This is a genomic window from Segatella copri DSM 18205, from assembly GCF_025151535.1.
Classification (GTDB): domain Bacteria; phylum Bacteroidota; class Bacteroidia; order Bacteroidales; family Bacteroidaceae; genus Prevotella; species Prevotella copri.
The window spans coordinates 1,235,587-1,255,116 of record NZ_CP102288.1 but is presented as its reverse complement, the minus strand read 5'-3'; the positions used below and the strand labels follow the sequence as shown (position 1 = coordinate 1,255,116).

Here is a 19,530-nt window from a genome sequence, read left to right as displayed (position 1 = left end):
AATGTTGTAGTATGTTCGTATAATATATGTAGACTTTATAAAAACTGATAAAAGTTAAACAATAAACATATAAACGAATAAACTATGGCTAGTAGATATTTATTAGGTTTTGACGTAGGCTCAAGTTCTGTAAAGGCTTCGCTTACTGATGTTGACAATGGAGAAATCGTAGCTTCTGCATTCTATCCGGATCATGAAGCACCCATTATGGCTGTAAAGACCGGTTGGGCAGAGCAGGATCCTCAGATGTGGTGGGATAATGCTAAGCTGGCGCTCAGGAAAATCATGGCAGAATCTGGTGCCAAGGGTGAAGATATCCTTGCTATTGGTATCTCGTACCAGATGCATGGCTTGGTTTGTGTTGATAAGAATCTGCAAGTTTTGCGTCCTAGTATCATCTGGTGCGACTCTCGTGCCGTACCTTATGGCGAGAAGGCTTTTCATGATTTAGGTGAGGACTTCTGCTTGCGTAATCTGCTCAATTCTCCTGGAAACTTTACTGCATCTAAACTTGCTTGGGTAAAGGATAATGAACCGGAACTGTTTGATAAGATTGATAAGATTATGCTTCCTGGTGATTATCTGGCAATGAAACTTTCAGGTGAAGTTAAGACTACTATCAGTGGTCTTTCTGAAGGTATGATGTGGGACTTCAACCAGAAAAAGCCTGCTAAATTCCTGCTTGATTACTTTGGCTTCGATGAAAGCATTCTGGCTGATATTGTTCCTACTTTCTCTGTACAGAGTGTAGTAAGTAAAGCGGCAGCTGAAGAACTTGGTCTGAAAGAAGGTACACCAATATCTTATCGTGCGGGTGACCAGCCAAATAATGCTGTGAGTCTGAATGTGTTCAATCCGGGTGAAATTGCAAGTACTGCAGGTACATCAGGAGTTGTATATGGTGTATTGGGTGATGTTAACTATGATCCAAAGAGCCGTGTCAATACTTTTGCTCATGCTAATTATACTACAGACCTTGACCGTCTTGGTGTATTGTTGTGTATCAATGGAACTGGTATCTTGAATGCGTGGGTTCATCGAAATATCACTCCAGATGTAAGCTATGCGGATATGAATGATCTTGCAGCTTCTGTGCCAATAGGTAGTGATGGTGTTAAGATTATCCCATTTGGTAATGGAGCTGAGCGTGTATTAGAGAATAAGGAAGTTGGTTGTTCTATTCGTGGCATCAGCTTTAATAAGCATAATCGTGCTCATATTGTTCGTGCAGCACAAGAGGGTATCGTCTTCAGTTTCTGCTATGGAATGGAAATCATGCAGCAAATGGGTATGGATATCAAGAATATTCATGCAGGTAAGGCTAATATGTTCCTCAGTCCGTTGTTCCGAGATACCTTGGCGGGTGTGAGTGGTGCTACTATCGAACTTTATGAGACAGATGGTAGTGCAGGTGCTGCTAAGGGTGCTGGTATTGGTGCCGGTATCTATAAGGATCATAATGAGGCTTTTGCTTCATTGAAGAAACTTGCAGTCATAGATCCTGATGAGGCTAACCGTTCTGCTTATCTCGAGGCTTATTCTGCATGGAAAGAAGAGCTGAAAAAACTTTAAACGTTTGTAATTTACTTTAGACAAACTTTTTTTATAATATCAGATAAAGGGTGGGAGAAGTCTCACCCTTTATTTTTCCCGATTCTTTTGACTTTTGGGGGAGCTTCCGTCTTATTTAAGGATTGGATTTAAATATCTGTAGTTGATGTTTCTGAGTATCTATCCACCTATGTTTTGCCATGATGAACCGCTTTTGAAGATAGATAAGTGATTATACAATGAAAAAATCCCCCAGCCCGCTTGAGAAAGCAGGATGGGGGATTGGTATTTTGAATCAAAACAGTTTAATTCTTGAAACTGTGGATTGGAGCCGGAATACGACCGGCACGGTTTACGAATGCCTCGCAACAGAATGGGTTTACAGGCATGATTGGAGCATGACCGAGCAAACCGCCAAAATCTACATTGTCGCCTACCTTCATGCCCACAACAGGGATGATACGTACGGCGGTAGTCTTCTGGTTAACCATACCGATGGCAGCCTCGTCGGCAATGACACCGGAAATGGTGGTGGCTGGAGTATCGCCAGGGATGGCAATCATATCCAAACCTACTGAGCAGACACAGGTCATCGCTTCCAGTTTCTCAATGGTAAGCGCACCTGCCTCTACAGCGTTAATCATACCCTGGTCTTCGCTGACAGGGATGAAGGCACCGCTCAAACCACCTACATAAGAAGAAGCCATGATACCGCCCTTCTTAACCTGGTCGTTCAGGAGTGCAAGAGCTGCTGTGGTACCAGGAGCACCGGCATGCTCAAGACCGATGAGCTCGAGAATATCGGCTACACTATCACCGATAGCTGGGGTAGGAGCCAATGAAAGATCGATGATGCCGAAAGGTACGTTCAGACGGCGTGAAGCCTCCTTGGCTACCAACTGACCTACACGGGTAATCTTGAAGGCGGTTCGCTTGATGGTTTCGCAAAGAACCTCGAAGCTTTCGCCCTTTACCTTCTCCAATGCATACTTTACAACGCCAGGACCGCTGACACCGACACTCACTACCGCATCGGCCTCAGAAACACCATGGAAGGCACCAGCCATGAACGGATTGTCGTCTGGCGCATTGCAGAGAACAACGAGCTTGGCGCAACCCAGAGAACCTCTGTCCTTGGTTGCTTCGGCTGTATCCTTTACGATTTCGCCCATCAGGCGGACAGCATCCATGTTGATACCGGTCTTGGTAGAACCCACATTGACAGAACTGCAGACAAAATCGGTCTGTGCCATCGCCTGAGGGATAGAACGGATAAGGAGCTCATCGCTCTTGCTCATACCCTTGCTTACGATGGCAGAATAGCCGCCCAGAAAGTTGACACCGAGCTCCTTGGCACACTGGTCGAGGGTCTTGGCAATCTTCACGTAATCGTCGGTAGTCTTGCAGGCAGAACCGCCTACCAGTGAGATAGGAGTGATGGAGATACGCTTGTTGACGATAGGCACACCAAACTCCTTGGAGATTTCTTCGCCGGTTTTCACCAGGTTCTTTGCCAGACGTGTAATCTTATTATGAATGTTCTGACAGAGCTCATCGAGATCGGTAGATGCGCAATCCAAAAGGTTGATACCCATGGTGATGGTACGCACATCGAAATTCTCCTGCTCTATCATCTTATTGGTTTCGATAACCTCAGATATATTGATCATATTGTTTGCTTTTTAAATTCTGTGCATCATATTGAAAATTTCCTCGCGCTGGCATTTAATCTGCACGCCCATAGCCTTACCAACATTGGTGAGTTCATCGGCTACTTCCTCGAAAGTTTTCTGCATCTTGCCCATGTCTACGATCATCATCATGTTGAAATACTCCTGTACGATGGTCTGAGAGATATCCAAGATGTTGATACTGTTCTCTGCCAAATAGGTACATACCTTGGCGATGATACCAACGGTATCCTTGCCCACTACTGTAATAATCGTTCTGTTCATGTATTTATTCCTTATTTTAAATTGGTAAGTTTTCGGCTGCAAATTTACAACTATTTTGTTAGACTACCAAATAAAAAGTCAGAAAACTTGTAAAATCACTAACGCTTTGCAAGTTTTCTGACTCATTTTTACCTTTCTTGTTTCCTTATCTTACTTGATACCTCTTTCGTTGAGTGCCTTAGAATATTTGGCTGCATTCTGCAGGTGCTCATCGTAAGTGCGGGCAAAATTATGAGTGCCGCTGAAATCCTCCTTGGCACACATGTAGAGGTAATCGTGATGCACATGGTTGAGGACGGCATCGATACCTGCTACGCTCGGAATACGGATAGGCCCCGGTGGCAAACCTGGGTTCTTGTAGGTATTATACGGGCTCTTGATAGACAGGAGGTTGTTGTAGATGCGCTTGAGGTCGAATCGCTGCCAGGCATATTTAATGGTAGGATCGGCCTGCAATGGCATTCCCTCTGGATATTCGGCATTGCGAAGCATCAGACGGTTATAATACATGCCGGCTATCATCGGTTTCTCGCCGTTGTTCGCTGTTTCTTCGTCCACGATGCTGGCAAGTGTGATGATTTCAACCGGTGTCAGCTTCATAGCCTTTGCCTTTTCGGTGCGCTCAAAGTTCCAGAACTTGTCGCTTTCTTTCTTCATGCGCTCCAGAAATTTATCTACCGAGATGTTCCAGTAGAGATCGTAGGTGTTAGGTACGAACATGCAGGCGATGGTGGCAGTATCGTAACCGTACTTCTGACAGACGCTCTCGTCGCGCAGGGCATAGTAGAGGTCGTTGCTGCCAAACATCATCTTCTTGCCAATCTCATCAGAGAGTTTGTCGAGAGTGCGGACCGAAGGGATGGTAAGACTAACCGGTTCCTGCAAACCGTTCTTCATGTGGCGCCATGTCTTGAGGGCACCATCGCCCGGAGCAATGGCGTATCTGCCGGTGCGGATATGATCGGCATAGCCGGAATGGAGGGTCAGGGTCTTGAATGCCTGGAACGGAATGCTCTTGGCAAACGGGCGGAGCTTGTTGTATACAGAGTCGATGTTATCATCGCTGTCGATGTAAACATACTCGGTGTTGCTGCTCTTCGAGAAGGAAGAGAAACAGTAGATGTAGCCCACGATGGCGATGACTGCGATGCAGCCTATAGCACCATACAGATAGAGCTTAGAAAATGATTTTTTCTTTTTCATATTCTTCTTGTTTGTTATTTTTCGGGTGCAAAAGTACAGTAAAAATAGGAAATAGCAAAGTATAGGAATTTAAAATAGGTTAATTGTCATCTTTCTTTATCCGTTGTGTCTGCTTTTTTGTTACCTTTGCACTTGACATTGAGAATCAACATGTGTATCGGTGCTTTCGGGCACATTATTATAAAAGGATTATGAAAATGAAGTTTTCGATAGCGTATGCTGCCAAGTGGGGTCATGCCCTGCATGTAGAATTAACATTTGCCGCCGCTGACGGCTATCAAGATACGATGGACTTGCCGATGACCACCCGGGACGGTTATCACTGGGAGGTGGAAATGGCGTCAAGGCAGAACCGTCATCACCCTTTCGTAGCTGTGGCGTACTGCTACTGTGTGAAAGATGCTGAGGGAAAGGTGCTGCGTAGGGAATCGCTCGCTTCTGCCCGCCAATATGTTTTTGATGAGAGTAAGAATTTCTATTTTCAGGACTATTGGCTGGAGGAGGATAATCCTTACGTGGAAAAAAATGCCTTCGTATTGCAGCAGGTAAAGTTTACTGATGTCAAGCCAGCGCGTCTGCCTCTCTTCGACCGTACTATCATCTTCAAGATTCATGCCCCGAAACTCTATGAGGGTGAGGCTGTAGCTCTGTTGGGAAATCATCCTACGCTGGGCAAATGGAATCCGGCTCATTTCTTGAAGATGCAGAACAATCATGGCAAGGACTGGGAAATCTCTGTGAATGTGCAGGCTATCGATGAGCCGATAGAATATAAATATGTGGTGATTGATGCACAGACCCAGAAACTGAAGAGATGGGAATTTGGGGATAACAGAATCTTTGGCATTTCGGGTAATGAACAGGCTGGTGGACAGGGAACTCCTCAGGGTGAAATCCGTGTATACCATCAGGATGTTTATGTGCTACACGGCGGTGAGTTCCGCATCAAGAGGGTTCCGGTTCATGCCCAGTTCAATTTCGATACCTATATATTCGATCTTGACGGAACCCTGATTTCTTCTCTCCACGACCTGGCTGCAAGCTGCAATTATGCGCTGAAACTGAACGGGATGCCTGAACGTACGCTGGAGGAGGTACGCATGTTTGTAGGAAACGGGGTGAAGAAACTGATGGAACGTGCCGTGCCAGGAGGATTGGAGAATGAGAAGTTTGAGAAAACCCTGCAGGATTTCCGCCAGCATTATATGGTGCACAATATGGATAATACGAAACCTTATCCGGACGTGATGGAGATGCTGGAGGAACTGAAGAATAGGGGAAAGAACATTGCGGTCGTAAGCAACAAATTTTATGCAGCTACCCAGGAAATCTGCCGCCATTTCTTCGGCGACCTGGTAGATGTGGCGATAGGAGAGCGGGAGAATATCAAGAAAAAACCGGCTCCAGATACTGTAAACGAAGCCTTGCGACAGCTGCATGCGAATAGAGAAAGGGCGGTATATATCGGCGACAGCGACGTGGATGTGATGACGGCAAAGAACAGTGGAATGCCTTGTATCTCTGTTCTTTGGGGATTCAGAGATCACGATTTCCTGTTGGCACATGGAGCTTCTATCCTAATATCATCACCATTGCAGATATTATAAGAAAGGTAGGATAAAATGATTTGGAAGACCATCATAGAGAATGGTCTTCCAGATATTTCTTGATAAATTCAAAGTAGGTTTCTGATATCGGAATGCTCTGGTCGCCATAGGTAATGTGCTGCTGGTCTACCGTATCAAACTTTGTCATGTTGGCAAGGAACGAACGGTGTACACGCTTGAATTTCTCTCTTGGCAACCTTTCTTCCAACTGTTTGAGGTTGCCCAGGGTTCTGATGTTAGGCCTGCCCTCAAGATGGAAACGGATGTAGTCTTTGTCGCAGTCAACAAACAGAATATCATCTATTGGGATTCTTACGCATTTGTAATCTCGTTTTACCACCAGAAAACCGTCGCGCTTGATAGGGTTGTAGTTATCGTCCTGCATGTAGCTTTCGAAGACTTTCTGGCATGATCCCATAAAGTCATCGTAGGTGATGGGCTTGAGCAGATAGTCGAATGTATTCACTTTGTAGGCTTCGATGGCATACTCTTTGAATGCGGTGGTGAAGACAATCTTCACGTTCTTGGGTACAACCTTTGCAAATTCCAGACCACTGATCTGCTGCATGTGGATGGCGAGAAAAAGTATGTCGAGATGGTTGTGATGGATGCCGTCTACAGCATCTATCGCACTTTTGTAGGCTCCGATCAAATGCAGGGTCGGAGTTTTCTCTATATACTGTTCCAGGAGTTGCAAAGCTTCTGGATCTTCATCTATGATGGCGCAATTTAAAATCATAATTTTACTGTTTTAGTGATTTTATTCTCGATTTTCGTAAAAACGAAAATTGTGTTTGTTTATTGTATCAAGCTGCAGATTTTTTCAGATAAAAATCTATTTTCATGATTTTACCTTAAATTTGTTTAATCTATTTGGCTATTTGAGGAAAAAACCGTAACTTTGGGGATTGATAAGTCAGACTATAACTGTAGAATATGAAATACAATAAGAAACAACATACCAAATTGTCCTGTCGGAGCAAGTGTTTTTTCCTTGCCTTGGCTTTGGCTATGGCATCGGTTGATGCCTCAGCCCAGAAGATATCGCTAGGCTCTTGCATCACCCGTGACGGAGGTCAGTTTAAAGGAGAAATGGTGAGCGGAAAGCCGCAGGGAAAAGGTACTACCATCTATAAGAATGGGGATACCTACGAAGGCTCTTATATGAAAGGTAAACGTGAAGGTTATGGCGTTTATACCTTCAGTGATGGCGAAAAGTATGAGGGACAGTGGATGCAGGACCAACAGCATGGTAAAGGCACCTACTATTTCCAGAACAACAACAAATATGTAGGCCTCTGGTTCCGCGATTACCAGCATGGTCATGGCGTCATGTTCTATTATAATGGTGATAAATATGACGGCGACTGGTATAAGGACAAGCGTCAGGGACGTGGCGTTTATACTTATGCCAATGGCGCACAGTATAAAGGCCAGTGGATGAACGATATGAAGAATGGAAACGGCTTCTTCAACTGGGGAGACGGAACTACTTATGACGGTCAGTGGCTAGACAACCAGCGCTCAGGAAAAGGAACTTTCAAATATGCTGATGGCGATGTGTATATCGGCGACTGGAAGGATGATATCCAGGACGGAAAGGGTATCTATAAATTTCATAATGGCGACATTTATGAAGGCGATTATGTGCAGGGAGAACGCACGGGTATAGGCATCTTCCGCTCTGCAAAGGGCGCCAAGTATAACGGACAGTTTAAGGATGGCCTGCGTACCGGTCAGGGTACCTTCATCTGGAAGAATGGCGATATCTATGTAGGCGACTGGAAGGATGATCTGCAGCACGGCAGGGGCAAACTGACCAAGAAGAACGGTGACGTGTTTGAAGGTGAGTTCAAGAATGGTCTAGTTGATGGTAATGTCGTGATTCATTATGCTGATGGCAGAAGATTCAAGGGTGCCTATCACAAAGGCAAGCGCCAGGGACCTTGCATAGAAGAAGATAAAAACGGTAAGCGTTTCGAAGGAACCTATCGTAACGATGTGCGTGACGGAAGATTTGTAGAAAAAGACCGCAACGGACAGGTTACAGCCAAGGGAGCCTACGAAAACGGCAAACGATTTGAAGACTAATCTCTTCAGAAAATTAGAAAAATACAAAGAAATTATAAATAACGAGATAGAGAACCTTAATATTTTAAATAATGAGAAAAAGAACATATTATAATGTTGAATATTGAATGTTCAATGTTCTGTTTTCAAATCTCAAAGTTAAAAGTAAATGTTCAAATCTCAAAGCTTAAACTAGAATTATGGTAGTAGATACTTTAGACAATCTGGAGAAATATGTTTCTCTCAATCCGCTCTTCGCTGATGTAGTGAAGTTTATCAAAGATAATGACCTCTCTAAATTGGAGGACGGTAAGCATTTTATCAAGGAGAGTAACCTCTTTGTTAATATAACGACAGCTCACGGAAAAAGCGAGGAAGATGCTGTTCTTGAAACACATCGCAAGATGATTGATATTCAGATTCCTCTTGACAACGAGGAGACTTATGGCTATACTCCTCTTGCTGATCTTCCTGAAGTGGAATATAACGAGGCTAAGGATGTAACCAAGTATCCTGGTGTGAAAGCGCAGACGCTCGTTACCTGCAAGCCAGGTCAGTTTGCTATCTTCTGGCCACAAGATGGTCATCAGCCATGCATCGGTAGTGGTGATATCCACAAGGCTATCTTCAAGATTAAGAATTAAAGAAGAAATCTTCAAGATAAAATTAAAGAAGAATAATATAGAGTAATCATCTAAAATCATGATATATGGCAACAGAAAAGAAAACTGCAGCCCAGAAGGCTGCAACTAAAAAGGCAACTGCAAAGAAACCAGTTGCAAAAAAGGCAGCGAAGGCTGTGGTAAAGCATATCGGACTCGTGAAGAACGACCCATATCTGGCAGACTATGAGAATGCCATCAAGGGTCGACACGACCATGCACTCTGGAAACTCGGTCAGCTGACTAATAACGGCAAACAGACATTGAGCGATTTTGCCAATGGATACGAGTATTTCGGACTGCATAAGACTACCCGTGGATGGGTGTTCCGTGAGTGGGCACCTAATGCTACAGACATCTATCTGATAGGTGACTTCAACAACTGGCAGGAAACCGAAAAGTATCGTGCTAAAAGAGTAAAGAATACCGGCAACTGGGAACTCAAACTTCCGGAGAAAGCGATGAAACATGGCGATCTCTTCAAGATGAAAGTTCATTGGGAAGGTGGTGAAGGCGAGCGTATTCCAGCATGGGCACAGCGCGTAGTACAGGACGACCAGACCAAGATTTTCTCTGCTCAGGTTTGGAATCCGGAACCATATAAATGGAAGAAGAAAACCTTCAGACCAAATGTGGCACCTCTGCTCATCTATGAATGCCATATCGGTATGGCACAGGATGCTGAGAAGGTTGGCACTTACATAGAATTTAAGGAGAATGTGTTGCCACGTATCATCAAGGATGGTTACAACTGCATTCAGATTATGGCTATCCAGGAGCATCCGTATTATGGCTCCTTCGGCTATCATGTAAGCAGTTTCTTTGCTGCAAGTAGCCGCTTCGGAACTCCTGAAGAGTTGAAGGATCTCATTGATACAGCTCACCAGAATGGTATTGCCGTCATCATGGACATCGTTCACTCTCATGCCGTAAAGAACGAGGTGGAAGGACTGGGTAATCTCGCTGGCGATCCTAACCAGTATTTCTATCCTGGCGACCGTCATGAGCATCCGGCTTGGGACAGTCTCTGCTTCGACTATGGAAAGGATGAAGTCATCCACTTCCTGCTGAGCAACTGCAAGTACTGGCTTAATGAGTTCCATTTCGACGGATTCCGTTTTGATGGTGTAACATCCATGCTCTATTACAGTCATGGTTTGGGTGAGGCATTCTGCAACTACGGCGATTATTTCAATGGTCATGAGGATGATAATGCCATCTGCTATCTTACCCTTGCCAACTGTCTGATTCACGAGGTTAACAAGCATGCCATTACGATTGCCGAAGAGGTGAGCGGAATGCCGGGCCTGGCTGCCAAGTTTGAGGATGGCGGTTATGGTTTCGATTATCGCATGGCGATGAATATTCCAGATTATTGGATCAAGACCATCAAGGAACAGAAGGATGAAGACTGGAAACCATCCAGCATCTTCTGGGAGGTAAAGAACCGCCGTTCGGATGAGAAAACCATCTCTTATTGTGAGAGTCATGACCAGGCATTGGTGGGCGATAAAACCATCATCTTCCGTCTGATTGATGCCGATATGTACTGGCATTTCAAGAAGGGCGATGAAAACGAAATGGTTCATCGTGGTATTGCTCTGCATAAGATGATCCGTCTGGTTACCGCCTCTACAATCAATGGCGGTTATCTCAACTTCATGGGTAATGAGTTCGGTCACCCAGAGTGGATTGATTTCCCTCGCGAGGGTAATGGCTGGAGCTATAAATATGCCCGCAGGCAGTGGAATCTGGTAGATAATCATGAACTCTGCTACCACTATCTTGGAGATTTCGACCGAGAAATGCTCAAGACGATTACAAGCGACAAGAATTTTAACAAGACACCAGTTGTAGAAATCTGGCATAATGATGGCGATCAGGTTCTCGCCTTTATGCGTGGCGATCTGCTCTTCGTGTTTAACTTCTCGCCAACCCGCTCTTTCACCGACTATGGATTCCTGGTTCCAACCGGTTCCTACAGCGTAGTGCTTGATTCTGACAGCAAGGATTTCGGCGGTAACGGCTTGAATGATGACACGATGACGCATCTGACTAATTACGATCCACTTTATGTGAAAGACCGTAAGGAGTGGCTGAAACTTTATCTGCCAGCTCGTACAGCTTTGGTGCTGAAGAAAAATTAATAGATTGATTTATGAAAAATAAAAGGAGTAGTACTGCGAAGATGCAAATCGCCTGTGCTATCATCTTTATCCCATTTACCTACGTCTACCTGGCATTTTACCAGGCAGACGTACTGGCAGTGGCTCAGCATGTTTTCTCAGGCGGTTTGACCAACTACAGTTACACGCTGGCTCCACTGCTTATCACGCTCGTACTCTATCTGCTGCAAGTGGGAGTGTACGCGGTAACCCGTGTGAAACGCCGTTTCCACGGGCTTACTTATTTCCCTTCGTTCCTCATCCTGACGATGATTACCGATATCCCCGTTGATATCGACCGTTATCATTCGCTGGGGGCGTGGTGGATTATTTTGCCACTCTGTCTGATTCTATGGGGCGGATTGATATGGATAGCCCGCCAGTTGGAGCCGATAGAAACAGAGCCTCACAGCAACGGCTGGTTCTCCCGCTATATGTGGGTGAATCTGCTCCAGATGCTGGTGATGATATTGCTTGTCAACTTTGTTGCTAGCAATGATCGGCTGTTTCATGAACGTATGCGCATGGAACATCTGATGAAAGAAAAACAGTATGAAAAAGCTTTGGAAGTAGGTGAAAAATCTCTGAAAACAGATTCTTCGCTGACAATGCTCCGTATAGCCTGTCTCAACGAAACAGGCGAGCTGGGCAGCCGTCTCTTTACTTATCCGCTGGTAGGTGGAAGTAAGGCGATGATGCCGGATAGCGTAACCGTGAAGGCTATGATGTGGAAGGCGCCAAAATGGATGCAGAAACCTTCGGCATGGATGGTTAAACATCATCTCAAGTATCGTCTGCCTGTTGACTATCAGCTTTGTGCACTCTTGCTGTACAAGCAACTAGACAAGTTCGTAGCAGAGGTGCAGAAACATTATAAAGTAACTTCGGGCAAACTGCCTGTTCATTATAAGGAAGCGTTGGTTCTTTATACGCATCGCCGCAGTAATCCAAGTATCGTTTATCACGATAATGTGATGGATACAGACTTTGAGGATTTCCAGCAGATGGATCACAAATATGCTAATGAGACAGAAAAGCAGAATGCTCTTCGGGATACTTATGGAAATACCTACTGGTATTATTATGAGTATGGAAACAAATGAAAGTTTTAATTTAGGAGATTAATATGAAAATGCAGATATTCAGAAACTTATGGTTTTTACAGATAGTTTTTCTTCTGTTGGAGCCATTAGGGTTGCAGGCACAGAAGAAGGAGATTTCTGCAGCCAAAGATCTGGTAAAGGCTGGCAAGGATTTGGCGAAGGCCGAATCCAGTATGCGCAAACTCCTGACGGATTCTGCCAACCGGAATAACAAGAAAATTTGGAATATTCTCTTCGATGCTGTGAAGAAGCAGTATGAACAGGGTAATGAGAAACTCTACCTCAAACAGGCGTATGATACAGCCCAACTCTTCAATGCAACCCGACAGCTCTTCGTTATAGCCCAAGGACTTGATTCCGTTGAGATGATTCCTAACAAGAAAGGAAAATGTGAGTTTGATTTCCGCAAGTCTCATTCTGAATATTTGAACAAGATACGTCCGAACCTCTATAACGGAGGAACCTGGTTTATCAGGAAGCAGAAATACAAGGAGGCTTATCAGTTCTTTGACCAGTACATAGAGTGCAGTACTGCACCGATGTTCCAATCTTATAAGTATGCCCAGAAAGACAAATATCTTTCTTCGGCAGCTTATTGGGCTGTTTATGCCGGATATAAGATGCAAGATACCAAAGCTACGCTTCATCATTCTTATGAGGCGCTGAAAGATACGGCTCATTATAACTATATGTTACAGTATCTGGCTGAGACTTACATACTGGAGAAGGATACTGCGCGCTATCTCTCGACCTTGAAGGAAGGTTTTGAACGAGATCCGAAATTCCCGTTCTTTTTCCCGCGTCTGGTAGAGTATTATTCGCAGGAAAACCAACTCGATTCTGCACTCGCCGTAGCAGATAAGGCGCTGGCGATAGCTCCCGACAATGATATCTATCTCTTTACCAAGGGAACCATTCTCCTGAATATGGGTGATTTCAAACAATGCATCGAAGTGAGCAAAAAGGCACTTGCCGTGAACGAATCTTTGGCTGGTGCTTATTATAATATAGGTTTGGCTTATTTCAATCAGGCGGTTGAAATGGATAAGAATTCACTGCAATCCCGCAAAACTCATCAGGTGATAGACGGACTTTACAAGAGTGCAATGCCTTATCTGCAGAAGTACAGAACGATGGCGCCTGATATGCAGGACCAGTGGGCTTTGCCGCTATATACCATCTATCTGAACCTGAACATGGGTAAGGAGTTTGATGAGATAGATAAACTGCTCAATCAGAAAAAGAAATAAAGCCTCATGATGAGAAATTTATGAAAACTTCTCTTTAATAAAAGAATACTTCTCTATTGAAATTGATTATTAGGAAATTTATGGTAGACAGAATTTTAGATAAACTGGGCATTGAGCTCAATGATATGCAGCAGGATTCTATGCAGGCAATCTTGCACGGGAACAAGGATGTGGTGGTACTTTCGCCAACAGGTAGTGGCAAGACACTGGCTTATCTTTTGCCTCTTACCCAACTTATAGATGCTACTGATGACGAGGCACAGGCGGTGGTGGTAACTCCTGGTCGGGAACTCGCTTTGCAGTCGGCTAACGTATTGAAGAATATGGGCAGCGGTTTGCGTGCGATGGCTTGCTATGGTGGTCGTGCTACGATGGATGAGCATCGCGTGATGAAACAGGTTCGTCCTCAGATTGTATTTGGAACTCCGGGCCGTCTCAATGATCATCTGGATAAGGGAAATCTTTCTCCATATCACATCAAATACCTGATTATTGATGAGTTTGATAAGTGTCTGGAGATGGGTTTCCAGGACGAAATGAGCCGACTGATTAAGTCATTGCCTGGCTTGCGTCGACATTTCCTGCTTTCTGCTACCGAAGCGGAGGAGATTCCTCATTTCGTACACATGGGTAGGGTAGAAAAGATAGATTACCGTGTGGATGAAGATCAGGTTCCTGACCGTGTACATATATATAAGGTGGATAGTCCGGTAAAGGATAAACTGGAGAGTCTGTCACTTTTGCTACGCAGTTTAGGCGATCAGAGTACCATTGTTTTCCTCAATTATCGCGACAGTGTTGAGCGCACCAATAAATATCTGGTGGAGCAGGGATTTTCAACCTCTTTCTTCCATGGTGGATTGGAACAGAAGGAACGCGAGGCTTCTCTCTATCGTTTCAGCAACGGTAGTGCCAATATCCTGGTGAGTACGGATCTGGCTTCGCGCGGACTTGATATTCCAGATATAGATAATATCATCCATTATCACATGCCGGAGAGCGAAGATGGTTATATCCATCGTGTAGGACGTACGGCACGATGGGAAGCCCAGGGAAAGGCTTTCTTCCTGTTAGGTCCTGAAGAACATATTCCGGAATATGTGGATGCAGAGATTGAGAATTATGAGATGCCTGTTGCTGATCTGCTTCCTGCGCCAGCCAAACCTAAGATGGCTACTATATATATAGGTAAAGGCAAAAAGGATAAAATCAGCAAGGGTGACATCTTAGGCTTCCTTTGTAAGAAGGGTGGGCTGCAGTCGGCTGAAATCGGTAAGATTGATGTTAATGACCGTTATGCTTATGCTGCCATTTCCCGAACGAAGTTGCGCAGCGTACTGAATAATGTAAAGGGCGAAAAGATAAAAGGCGTCAAAACGATAGTGGAAGAGGTAAGGTAGTTGACAAACTGCTATTATCTTTTCTCTGTTGTTTGCTAATGTATAATAAATGTAAAAATAGACATAAATATGCAGTTATTATACTAAAATGACTAACAAAATGAAAGAAATCTGCGCAAAACGCTAAAAATGTGCAGAAAAGTTTGGTAGTTTCAAATAAAAAGTGTAATTTCGCAGTCGTAAATACAATCCAAAGGTTTACTATGTATCCTATATGGGTGTATTGTGCACTAATTTTTCCTGCTAACAGGATTATATCGTATAAAACTTAAATAATTATACAAAGATGAAGAAGTACAATTTTAATGCAGGTCCATCAATGCTTCCACGCGAAGTGATTGAGAACACAGCAAAGCAGATTTTGGATTTTAATGGTTCAGGTCTTTCATTGATGGAAATCAGCCACCGTGCTAAGGATTTCCAGCCAGTAGTTGATGAGGCAGTCTCCTTATTCAAGGAGCTGCTTGACATTCCTGAGGGTTATTCCGTAATCTTCCTTGGTGGTGGTGCGTCATTGCAGTTTATGCAGATTCCAGCTAACTTCCTCATCAAGAAGGCTGCCTACATTAATTCTGGCACTTGGGCTAAGAAGGCAATGAAAGAGGCGAAGCATTTTGGTGAGGTCGTGGAGATCGCATCATCGTCCGACGCTAATTTCACTTTCTATCCACAGGTTCCTGACACTGTACCAGCCGATTGTGATTACTTGCATTTGACAAGCAACAATACTATATATGGTACTGAACTCCGTGTTGATCCAGATGTAAACGTACCATTGATTTCTGATATGTCTTCAGATATCATGAGCCGTCCAGTAGATGTTTCTAAGTATACTGCCATCTATGCAGGTGCTCAGAAGAATCTTTCTATGGCAGGTGTTACCGTTGTCATCGTTAAGGATGATATGCTTGGCAAGGCTCCTCGCGAGCTTCCTACAATGCTCGATTATCGTACTCACGTTGAGAAGGGCAGTATGTTCAATACTCCTCCTGTTGTTCCTATCTATACCTTGATGGAGAATCTCCGCTGGTTGAAGGCTAACGGTGGTGTTGAGGCAGCTGATAAGCGTGCTCACGAACGTGCTGAAGTTCTTTATGCTGAAATCGACCGCAACAAACTCTTCAAGGGTACAGTGGAAGAGACTTCACGTTCATTGATGAACATCTGCTTCGTGATGAACGATGAGTACAAGGAGTTGGAGAAGCCATTCCTCGACTTCGCTACAGAGCGTGGCATGGTAGGTATCAAGGGCCACCGCTCAGTGGGTGGTTTCCGTGCCAGCTGCTACAATGCACAGACCATGGAGGGTGTTCAGGCACTCGTCAAGGCCATGCAGGATTTTGAAGCACAACATTAATTTTTGAATTTGTATGAAAGTATTAGTTGCAACAGAAAAACCATTTGCAGCAGCTGCTGTAGATGGAATCAAAAAAGAAATAGAAGGAGCGGGCAACGAACTTGTCTTGCTCGAAAAGTATACAGAGAAAGCTCAGCTTCTCGATGCAGTGAAGGATGTGGACGCGATGATTATCCGCTCTGACAAGGCTGATGCTGAGGTGCTCGATGCGGCAAAGAACCTGAAGATTATCGTTCGTGCTGGTGCAGGTTATGATAACATCGACCTTGCTGCTGCTACTGCTCATAATGTAGTGGCTGAGAATACTCCTGGTCAGAACTCTAACGCAGTAGCTGAGTTGGTATTCGGCTTGTTGGTCTTTACTGTACGTAATTTCTACAACGGCAAGGCTGGCAGCGAGTTGAAGGGTAAGAAACTGGGTATTCTTGCTTTCGGTAATGTTGGTCGAAATGTGGCTCGCATCGCCAAGGGATTTGGTATGGAAGTAGCTGCTTACGATGCATTCTGCCCAGCTGATGTTATCGAGGCTGCCGGTGTGCATGCTGTAAAGTCACAGGATGAGTTGTTCCAGACTTGTGACATCGTTTCGCTTCATATCCCTGCTACTCCAGAGACTATCAAGAGCATCGACTACAAGACCGTAAACCAGTTGCCTAAGGGTGGCATCCTCATCAATACAGCGCGTAAGGAGGTTATCAATGAGCCTGAGCTCCTGAAACTTCTTGCTGAGCGTGAGGACTTGAAGTTCATCACTGATATCAAGCCTGATGCTGATGCAGACTTTGCCAAGTTCGAGGGTCGATACTTCTCAACTCCTAAGAAGATGGGTGCACAGACTGCTGAAGCAAATATCAATGCTGGTATTGCAGCAGCTAAGCAGATTAATGCGTTCTTTGCTGATGGCTGCACAAAATATCAAGTAAATAAATAAAAATTAGGATATAAAAAAGCTCATAGAGGGTGCTTTAGCTAGTGCCCTTTATGGGCTTTTTATCTTTACAGACTTCATGATATACTTGCCCTTCGTGGGCTTTTATTCATTAAAATCAATACAACATTATGGCTATAGTTAAACCATTTAAGGGTATTCGTCCCCCAAAAGATTTAGTTGAGCAAGTTGAGTCTCGTCCTTACGATGTTCTCAATTCTGAGGAAGCACGTGCCGAGACAGGCGATAACGAGAAGAGCCTTTATCATATTATTAAACCTGAAATCAATTTCGAACCAGGTACTTCTGAGTACGATCCTCGCGTTTATGAAAGCGCTGCAGAGAACTTCAGAAAGTTCCAGGAGAAAGGCTGGTTAAAACAGGATGATAAGGAACAGTATTATATATATGCACAGACGATGAACGGCAAGACTCAGTATGGTCTTGTGGTAGGTGCGTATGTAAACGACTATATGACGGGTGTCATCAAGAAACATGAGCTGACACGCCGCGATAAGGAAGAAGACCGTATGAAGCATGTGCGTGTATGCAATGCCAATATCGAGCCAGTATTCTTCGCTTATCCTGATAATGAGGTGCTTAACGAACTTCTGATGCGTTATGCAGCAACAACACCGGAATATGATTTCATAGCTCCAATTGATGGTTTCCGTCATCAGTTCTGGGTTGTAAGCGATGATCAGGATATTGCCACAATTACAGCGGAATTTGCCAAGATGCCTAGCCTTTATATTGCTGACGGTCATCACCGTTCTGCTGCAGCAGCTCTGGTAGGTGCAGAAAAAGCTAAGCAGAATCCTAATCATACAGGTAAGGAGGAATATAACTACTTTATGGCAGTTTGTTTCCAGGCAAGTCAGCTTACCATTCTCGATTATAACCGAGTTGTGAAGGATTTGAACGGTCTGACTTCTGATCAGTTCCTCGATGCTTTGACAAAGAATTTCGAGGTGATAGATATTGATGCAATCAATGTGAATGTATCTGGTGATGAAGAGGGCATTCCTTGCTATGAAAAGATGGCTATTGATGCTGCTATCAGCCAGTTTGGCTTGGATATTCTGAAACCAGCAGCTCTCCATTCTTTCCTCCTCTATCTGGATGGTAAATGGTATGGTTTGTTTGCCAAGCCGGGAACCTACGACGATGCTGATCCAATCGGCGTGCTCGATGTGGATATTTCATCTCGTCTGATTCTTGACGACATTCTGGGTATCAAGGATTTGCGTTCTGATAAGCGCATCGATTTTGTGGGCGGTCTTCGCGGTCTCGGTGAGTTGAAACGTCGTGTGGATAGTGGCGAGATGAAGATGGCACTTGCTTTGCATCCGGTTACTATGCAGCAGATTATGGACATCGCTGACAGTGGTAAGATTATGCCACCTAAGGCAACTTGGTTTGAACCTAAGTTGCGTAGCGGTTTGATTATTCACAAGTTGGATTAATGATAGACGAATTTAAGACTATATCAGATACGATAGGCGAGGGATATTACACCGAGAAAAGGAGTAAGTTTCTCGCCTTTGCTCACCATGTTACAACTGTTGACGAGGTGAAGGAAATTGTTGCCGGGTACCGTAAGAAATATTACGATGCCCGACATTGTTGTTATGCATATATGCTAGGTCCTGAACGGACAGAGTTCCGTGCCAATGATGATGGCGAACCTTCTTCTACGGCAGGAAAACCAATCCTCGGCCAAATCACGAAATCAGAATTGACGGATATTTTAATTGTCGTCATCCGATATTTCGGAGGAGTAAAATTGGGAACCAGCGGACTCATTGTTGCTTATCGTGAAGCTGCCATTGATGCTTTGGCTCATTGTGAGGAGGTTACGCAACAGATAGAGGAAATAGTAACCTATGATTTTACTTATCCGATGATGAATGATGTGATGAGGATAGTCAAAGATATGAATCCGCGTATCCTGGATCAGACTTTCGATAATACTTGCAGCATCAAACTTTCTATCAGAAAGAGCGAGGCGGAGCAGTTGCGTTCCCGTCTGAAAAAGCTGTCGTTTGAATAGCAGATAACTGACAGACAGATGAATAACTGCTGGGTAAATAAAAAGAGGGTGTGTTATAGGCCTGGATTATAGTTGGCGCATAACAGCTGCCCACCGCATGCACATCACCTGTTGTGCATGCGCATATCAGCTGCTATGCAAGCGCACAACACCTGTTGTGCGACCGGAGATACTAACTATCTTAACAACAAATCCTATGTTTTCCAATAACATATCCTATGTTTTC

Annotated in this window: 16 protein-coding genes and 1 pseudogene; 13 read left to right on the top strand and 4 right to left on the bottom strand. The window is 44.2% G+C overall.

Going from position 1 to position 19,530, the window contains the following annotated elements; genetic code table 11:
• Window positions 1–84: 84 nt before the first annotated feature.
• Window positions 85–1,572 carry a xylulokinase gene (locus NQ544_RS05225; RefSeq protein ID WP_006849012.1) on the top strand — a complete coding sequence of 496 codons (1,488 nt, stop codon included), beginning with the start codon at window positions 85–87 and terminating at the stop codon, window positions 1,570–1,572.
• Between the two features lie 284 nt (window positions 1,573–1,856).
• Here NQ544_RS05225 and NQ544_RS05220 read toward each other — a convergent pair whose 3' ends face one another.
• The 3 genes from NQ544_RS05220 to mltG all read right to left on the bottom strand — a co-directional run bounded on the left by NQ544_RS05220 (window position 1,857) and on the right by mltG (window position 4,709).
• Entirely contained in the window at window positions 1,857–3,221 is a 1,365-nt protein-coding gene (locus NQ544_RS05220; protein WP_006849013.1) for a PFL family protein, read from the bottom strand.
• A 12-nt stretch (window positions 3,222–3,233) separates the two neighbouring features.
• Window positions 3,234–3,506: an ACT domain-containing protein gene (locus tag NQ544_RS05215; protein ID WP_006849014.1), complete on the bottom strand. Its 273-nt coding sequence runs from the start codon at window positions 3,504–3,506 to the stop codon at window positions 3,234–3,236.
• Window positions 3,507–3,656: 150 nt separating this feature from the next.
• Complete coding sequence (mltG, locus tag NQ544_RS05210; protein WP_040553693.1) at window positions 3,657–4,709, bottom strand: endolytic transglycosylase MltG; 1,053 nt, start codon at window positions 4,707–4,709, stop codon at window positions 3,657–3,659.
• 191 nt (window positions 4,710–4,900) lie between these two features.
• Here mltG and NQ544_RS05205 point away from each other — a divergent pair.
• Both NQ544_RS05205 and NQ544_RS05200 read left to right on the top strand, forming a co-directional pair.
• Window positions 4,901–5,506, top strand: a pseudogene (locus NQ544_RS05205) (carbohydrate-binding module family 20 domain-containing protein); the annotation flags it as partial.
• Between the two features lie 147 nt (window positions 5,507–5,653).
• On the top strand, window positions 5,654–6,316 hold the full coding sequence (locus NQ544_RS05200; RefSeq protein ID WP_040553710.1) for an HAD family hydrolase: 663 nt from the start codon (window positions 5,654–5,656) through the stop codon (window positions 6,314–6,316).
• A 31-nt stretch (window positions 6,317–6,347) separates the two neighbouring features.
• On the opposite strand, the gene NQ544_RS05195 is transcribed toward NQ544_RS05200, so the two are convergent.
• The gene (locus NQ544_RS05195; protein ID WP_006849018.1) at window positions 6,348–7,055 is read right to left on the bottom strand and encodes a LytR/AlgR family response regulator transcription factor; all 708 of its coding nucleotides are present in this window, start codon (window positions 7,053–7,055) and stop codon (window positions 6,348–6,350) included.
• Window positions 7,056–7,327: 272 nt separating this feature from the next.
• Here NQ544_RS05195 and NQ544_RS05190 point away from each other — a divergent pair, with 272 nt between their 5' ends.
• The 10 genes from NQ544_RS05190 (at window position 7,328) to NQ544_RS05145 (ending at window position 19,304) form a co-directional block, all read left to right on the top strand.
• Window positions 7,328–8,407 carry an MORN repeat-containing protein gene (locus NQ544_RS05190; protein ID WP_050758661.1) on the top strand — a complete coding sequence of 360 codons (1,080 nt, stop codon included), beginning with the start codon at window positions 7,328–7,330 and terminating at the stop codon, window positions 8,405–8,407.
• A gap of 179 nt (window positions 8,408–8,586) precedes the next feature.
• Window positions 8,587–9,030, top strand: coding sequence for a NanQ anomerase/TabA/YiaL family protein (locus NQ544_RS05185; RefSeq protein WP_006849020.1), 444 nt, complete (start codon window positions 8,587–8,589; stop codon window positions 9,028–9,030).
• 65 nt (window positions 9,031–9,095) lie between these two features.
• Window positions 9,096–11,195, top strand: a complete 2,100-nt coding sequence (locus tag NQ544_RS05180) for an alpha amylase C-terminal domain-containing protein (protein ID WP_006849021.1) — start codon at window positions 9,096–9,098, stop codon at window positions 11,193–11,195.
• 11 nt (window positions 11,196–11,206) lie between these two features.
• Window positions 11,207–12,316, top strand: coding sequence for a DUF6057 family protein (locus NQ544_RS05175; protein ID WP_006849022.1), 1,110 nt, complete (start codon window positions 11,207–11,209; stop codon window positions 12,314–12,316).
• A gap of 23 nt (window positions 12,317–12,339) precedes the next feature.
• Window positions 12,340–13,566 (top strand): tetratricopeptide repeat protein, encoded by a 1,227-nt coding sequence (locus tag NQ544_RS05170; protein ID WP_006849023.1) that lies wholly within the window; start codon window positions 12,340–12,342, stop codon window positions 13,564–13,566.
• Between the two features lie 80 nt (window positions 13,567–13,646).
• Window positions 13,647–14,966: a DEAD/DEAH box helicase gene (locus NQ544_RS05165; RefSeq protein WP_006849024.1), complete on the top strand. Its 1,320-nt coding sequence runs from the start codon at window positions 13,647–13,649 to the stop codon at window positions 14,964–14,966.
• A 286-nt stretch (window positions 14,967–15,252) separates the two neighbouring features.
• Complete coding sequence (serC, locus tag NQ544_RS05160; protein WP_006849025.1) at window positions 15,253–16,323, top strand: 3-phosphoserine/phosphohydroxythreonine transaminase; 1,071 nt, start codon at window positions 15,253–15,255, stop codon at window positions 16,321–16,323.
• Between the two features lie 13 nt (window positions 16,324–16,336).
• A complete protein-coding gene (locus tag NQ544_RS05155) occupies window positions 16,337–17,254 on the top strand; it encodes an NAD(P)-dependent oxidoreductase (RefSeq protein WP_006849026.1) in 918 nt (305 codons plus the stop codon).
• Between the two features lie 128 nt (window positions 17,255–17,382).
• Window positions 17,383–18,717 carry a DUF1015 domain-containing protein gene (locus NQ544_RS05150; protein ID WP_006849027.1) on the top strand — a complete coding sequence of 445 codons (1,335 nt, stop codon included), beginning with the start codon at window positions 17,383–17,385 and terminating at the stop codon, window positions 18,715–18,717.
• Window positions 18,717–19,304 carry an IMPACT family protein gene (locus NQ544_RS05145; protein ID WP_006849028.1) on the top strand — a complete coding sequence of 196 codons (588 nt, stop codon included), beginning with the start codon at window positions 18,717–18,719 and terminating at the stop codon, window positions 19,302–19,304. Before NQ544_RS05150 ends, NQ544_RS05145 begins: the two co-directional genes overlap by 1 nt.
• Window positions 19,305–19,530: the final 226 nt, after the last annotated feature.

What these genes read in the sequence shown, in the direction of transcription:
- NQ544_RS05225 (WP_006849012.1), top strand. Translation starts at nt 85, where the DNA reads ATGGCTAGTAGATATTTATTAGGTTTTGACGTAGGCTCAAGTTCTGTA.
- NQ544_RS05220 (WP_006849013.1), bottom strand. Translation starts at nt 3,221, where the DNA reads ATGATCAATATATCTGAGGTTATCGAAACCAATAAGATGATAGAGCAG.
- NQ544_RS05215 (WP_006849014.1), bottom strand. Translation starts at nt 3,506, where the DNA reads ATGAACAGAACGATTATTACAGTAGTGGGCAAGGATACCGTTGGTATC.
- mltG (WP_040553693.1), bottom strand. Translation starts at nt 4,709, where the DNA reads ATGAAAAAGAAAAAATCATTTTCTAAGCTCTATCTGTATGGTGCTATA.
- NQ544_RS05195 (WP_006849018.1), bottom strand. Translation starts at nt 7,055, where the DNA reads ATGATTTTAAATTGCGCCATCATAGATGAAGATCCAGAAGCTTTGCAA.
- NQ544_RS05190 (WP_050758661.1), top strand. Translation starts at nt 7,328, where the DNA reads ATGGCATCGGTTGATGCCTCAGCCCAGAAGATATCGCTAGGCTCTTGC.
- NQ544_RS05185 (WP_006849020.1), top strand. Translation starts at nt 8,587, where the DNA reads ATGGTAGTAGATACTTTAGACAATCTGGAGAAATATGTTTCTCTCAAT.
- NQ544_RS05180 (WP_006849021.1), top strand. Translation starts at nt 9,096, where the DNA reads ATGGCAACAGAAAAGAAAACTGCAGCCCAGAAGGCTGCAACTAAAAAG.
- NQ544_RS05175 (WP_006849022.1), top strand. Translation starts at nt 11,207, where the DNA reads ATGAAAAATAAAAGGAGTAGTACTGCGAAGATGCAAATCGCCTGTGCT.
- NQ544_RS05170 (WP_006849023.1), top strand. Translation starts at nt 12,340, where the DNA reads ATGAAAATGCAGATATTCAGAAACTTATGGTTTTTACAGATAGTTTTT.
- NQ544_RS05165 (WP_006849024.1), top strand. Translation starts at nt 13,647, where the DNA reads ATGGTAGACAGAATTTTAGATAAACTGGGCATTGAGCTCAATGATATG.
- serC (WP_006849025.1), top strand. Translation starts at nt 15,253, where the DNA reads ATGAAGAAGTACAATTTTAATGCAGGTCCATCAATGCTTCCACGCGAA.
- NQ544_RS05155 (WP_006849026.1), top strand. Translation starts at nt 16,337, where the DNA reads ATGAAAGTATTAGTTGCAACAGAAAAACCATTTGCAGCAGCTGCTGTA.
- NQ544_RS05150 (WP_006849027.1), top strand. Translation starts at nt 17,383, where the DNA reads ATGGCTATAGTTAAACCATTTAAGGGTATTCGTCCCCCAAAAGATTTA.
- NQ544_RS05145 (WP_006849028.1), top strand. Translation starts at nt 18,717, where the DNA reads ATGATAGACGAATTTAAGACTATATCAGATACGATAGGCGAGGGATAT.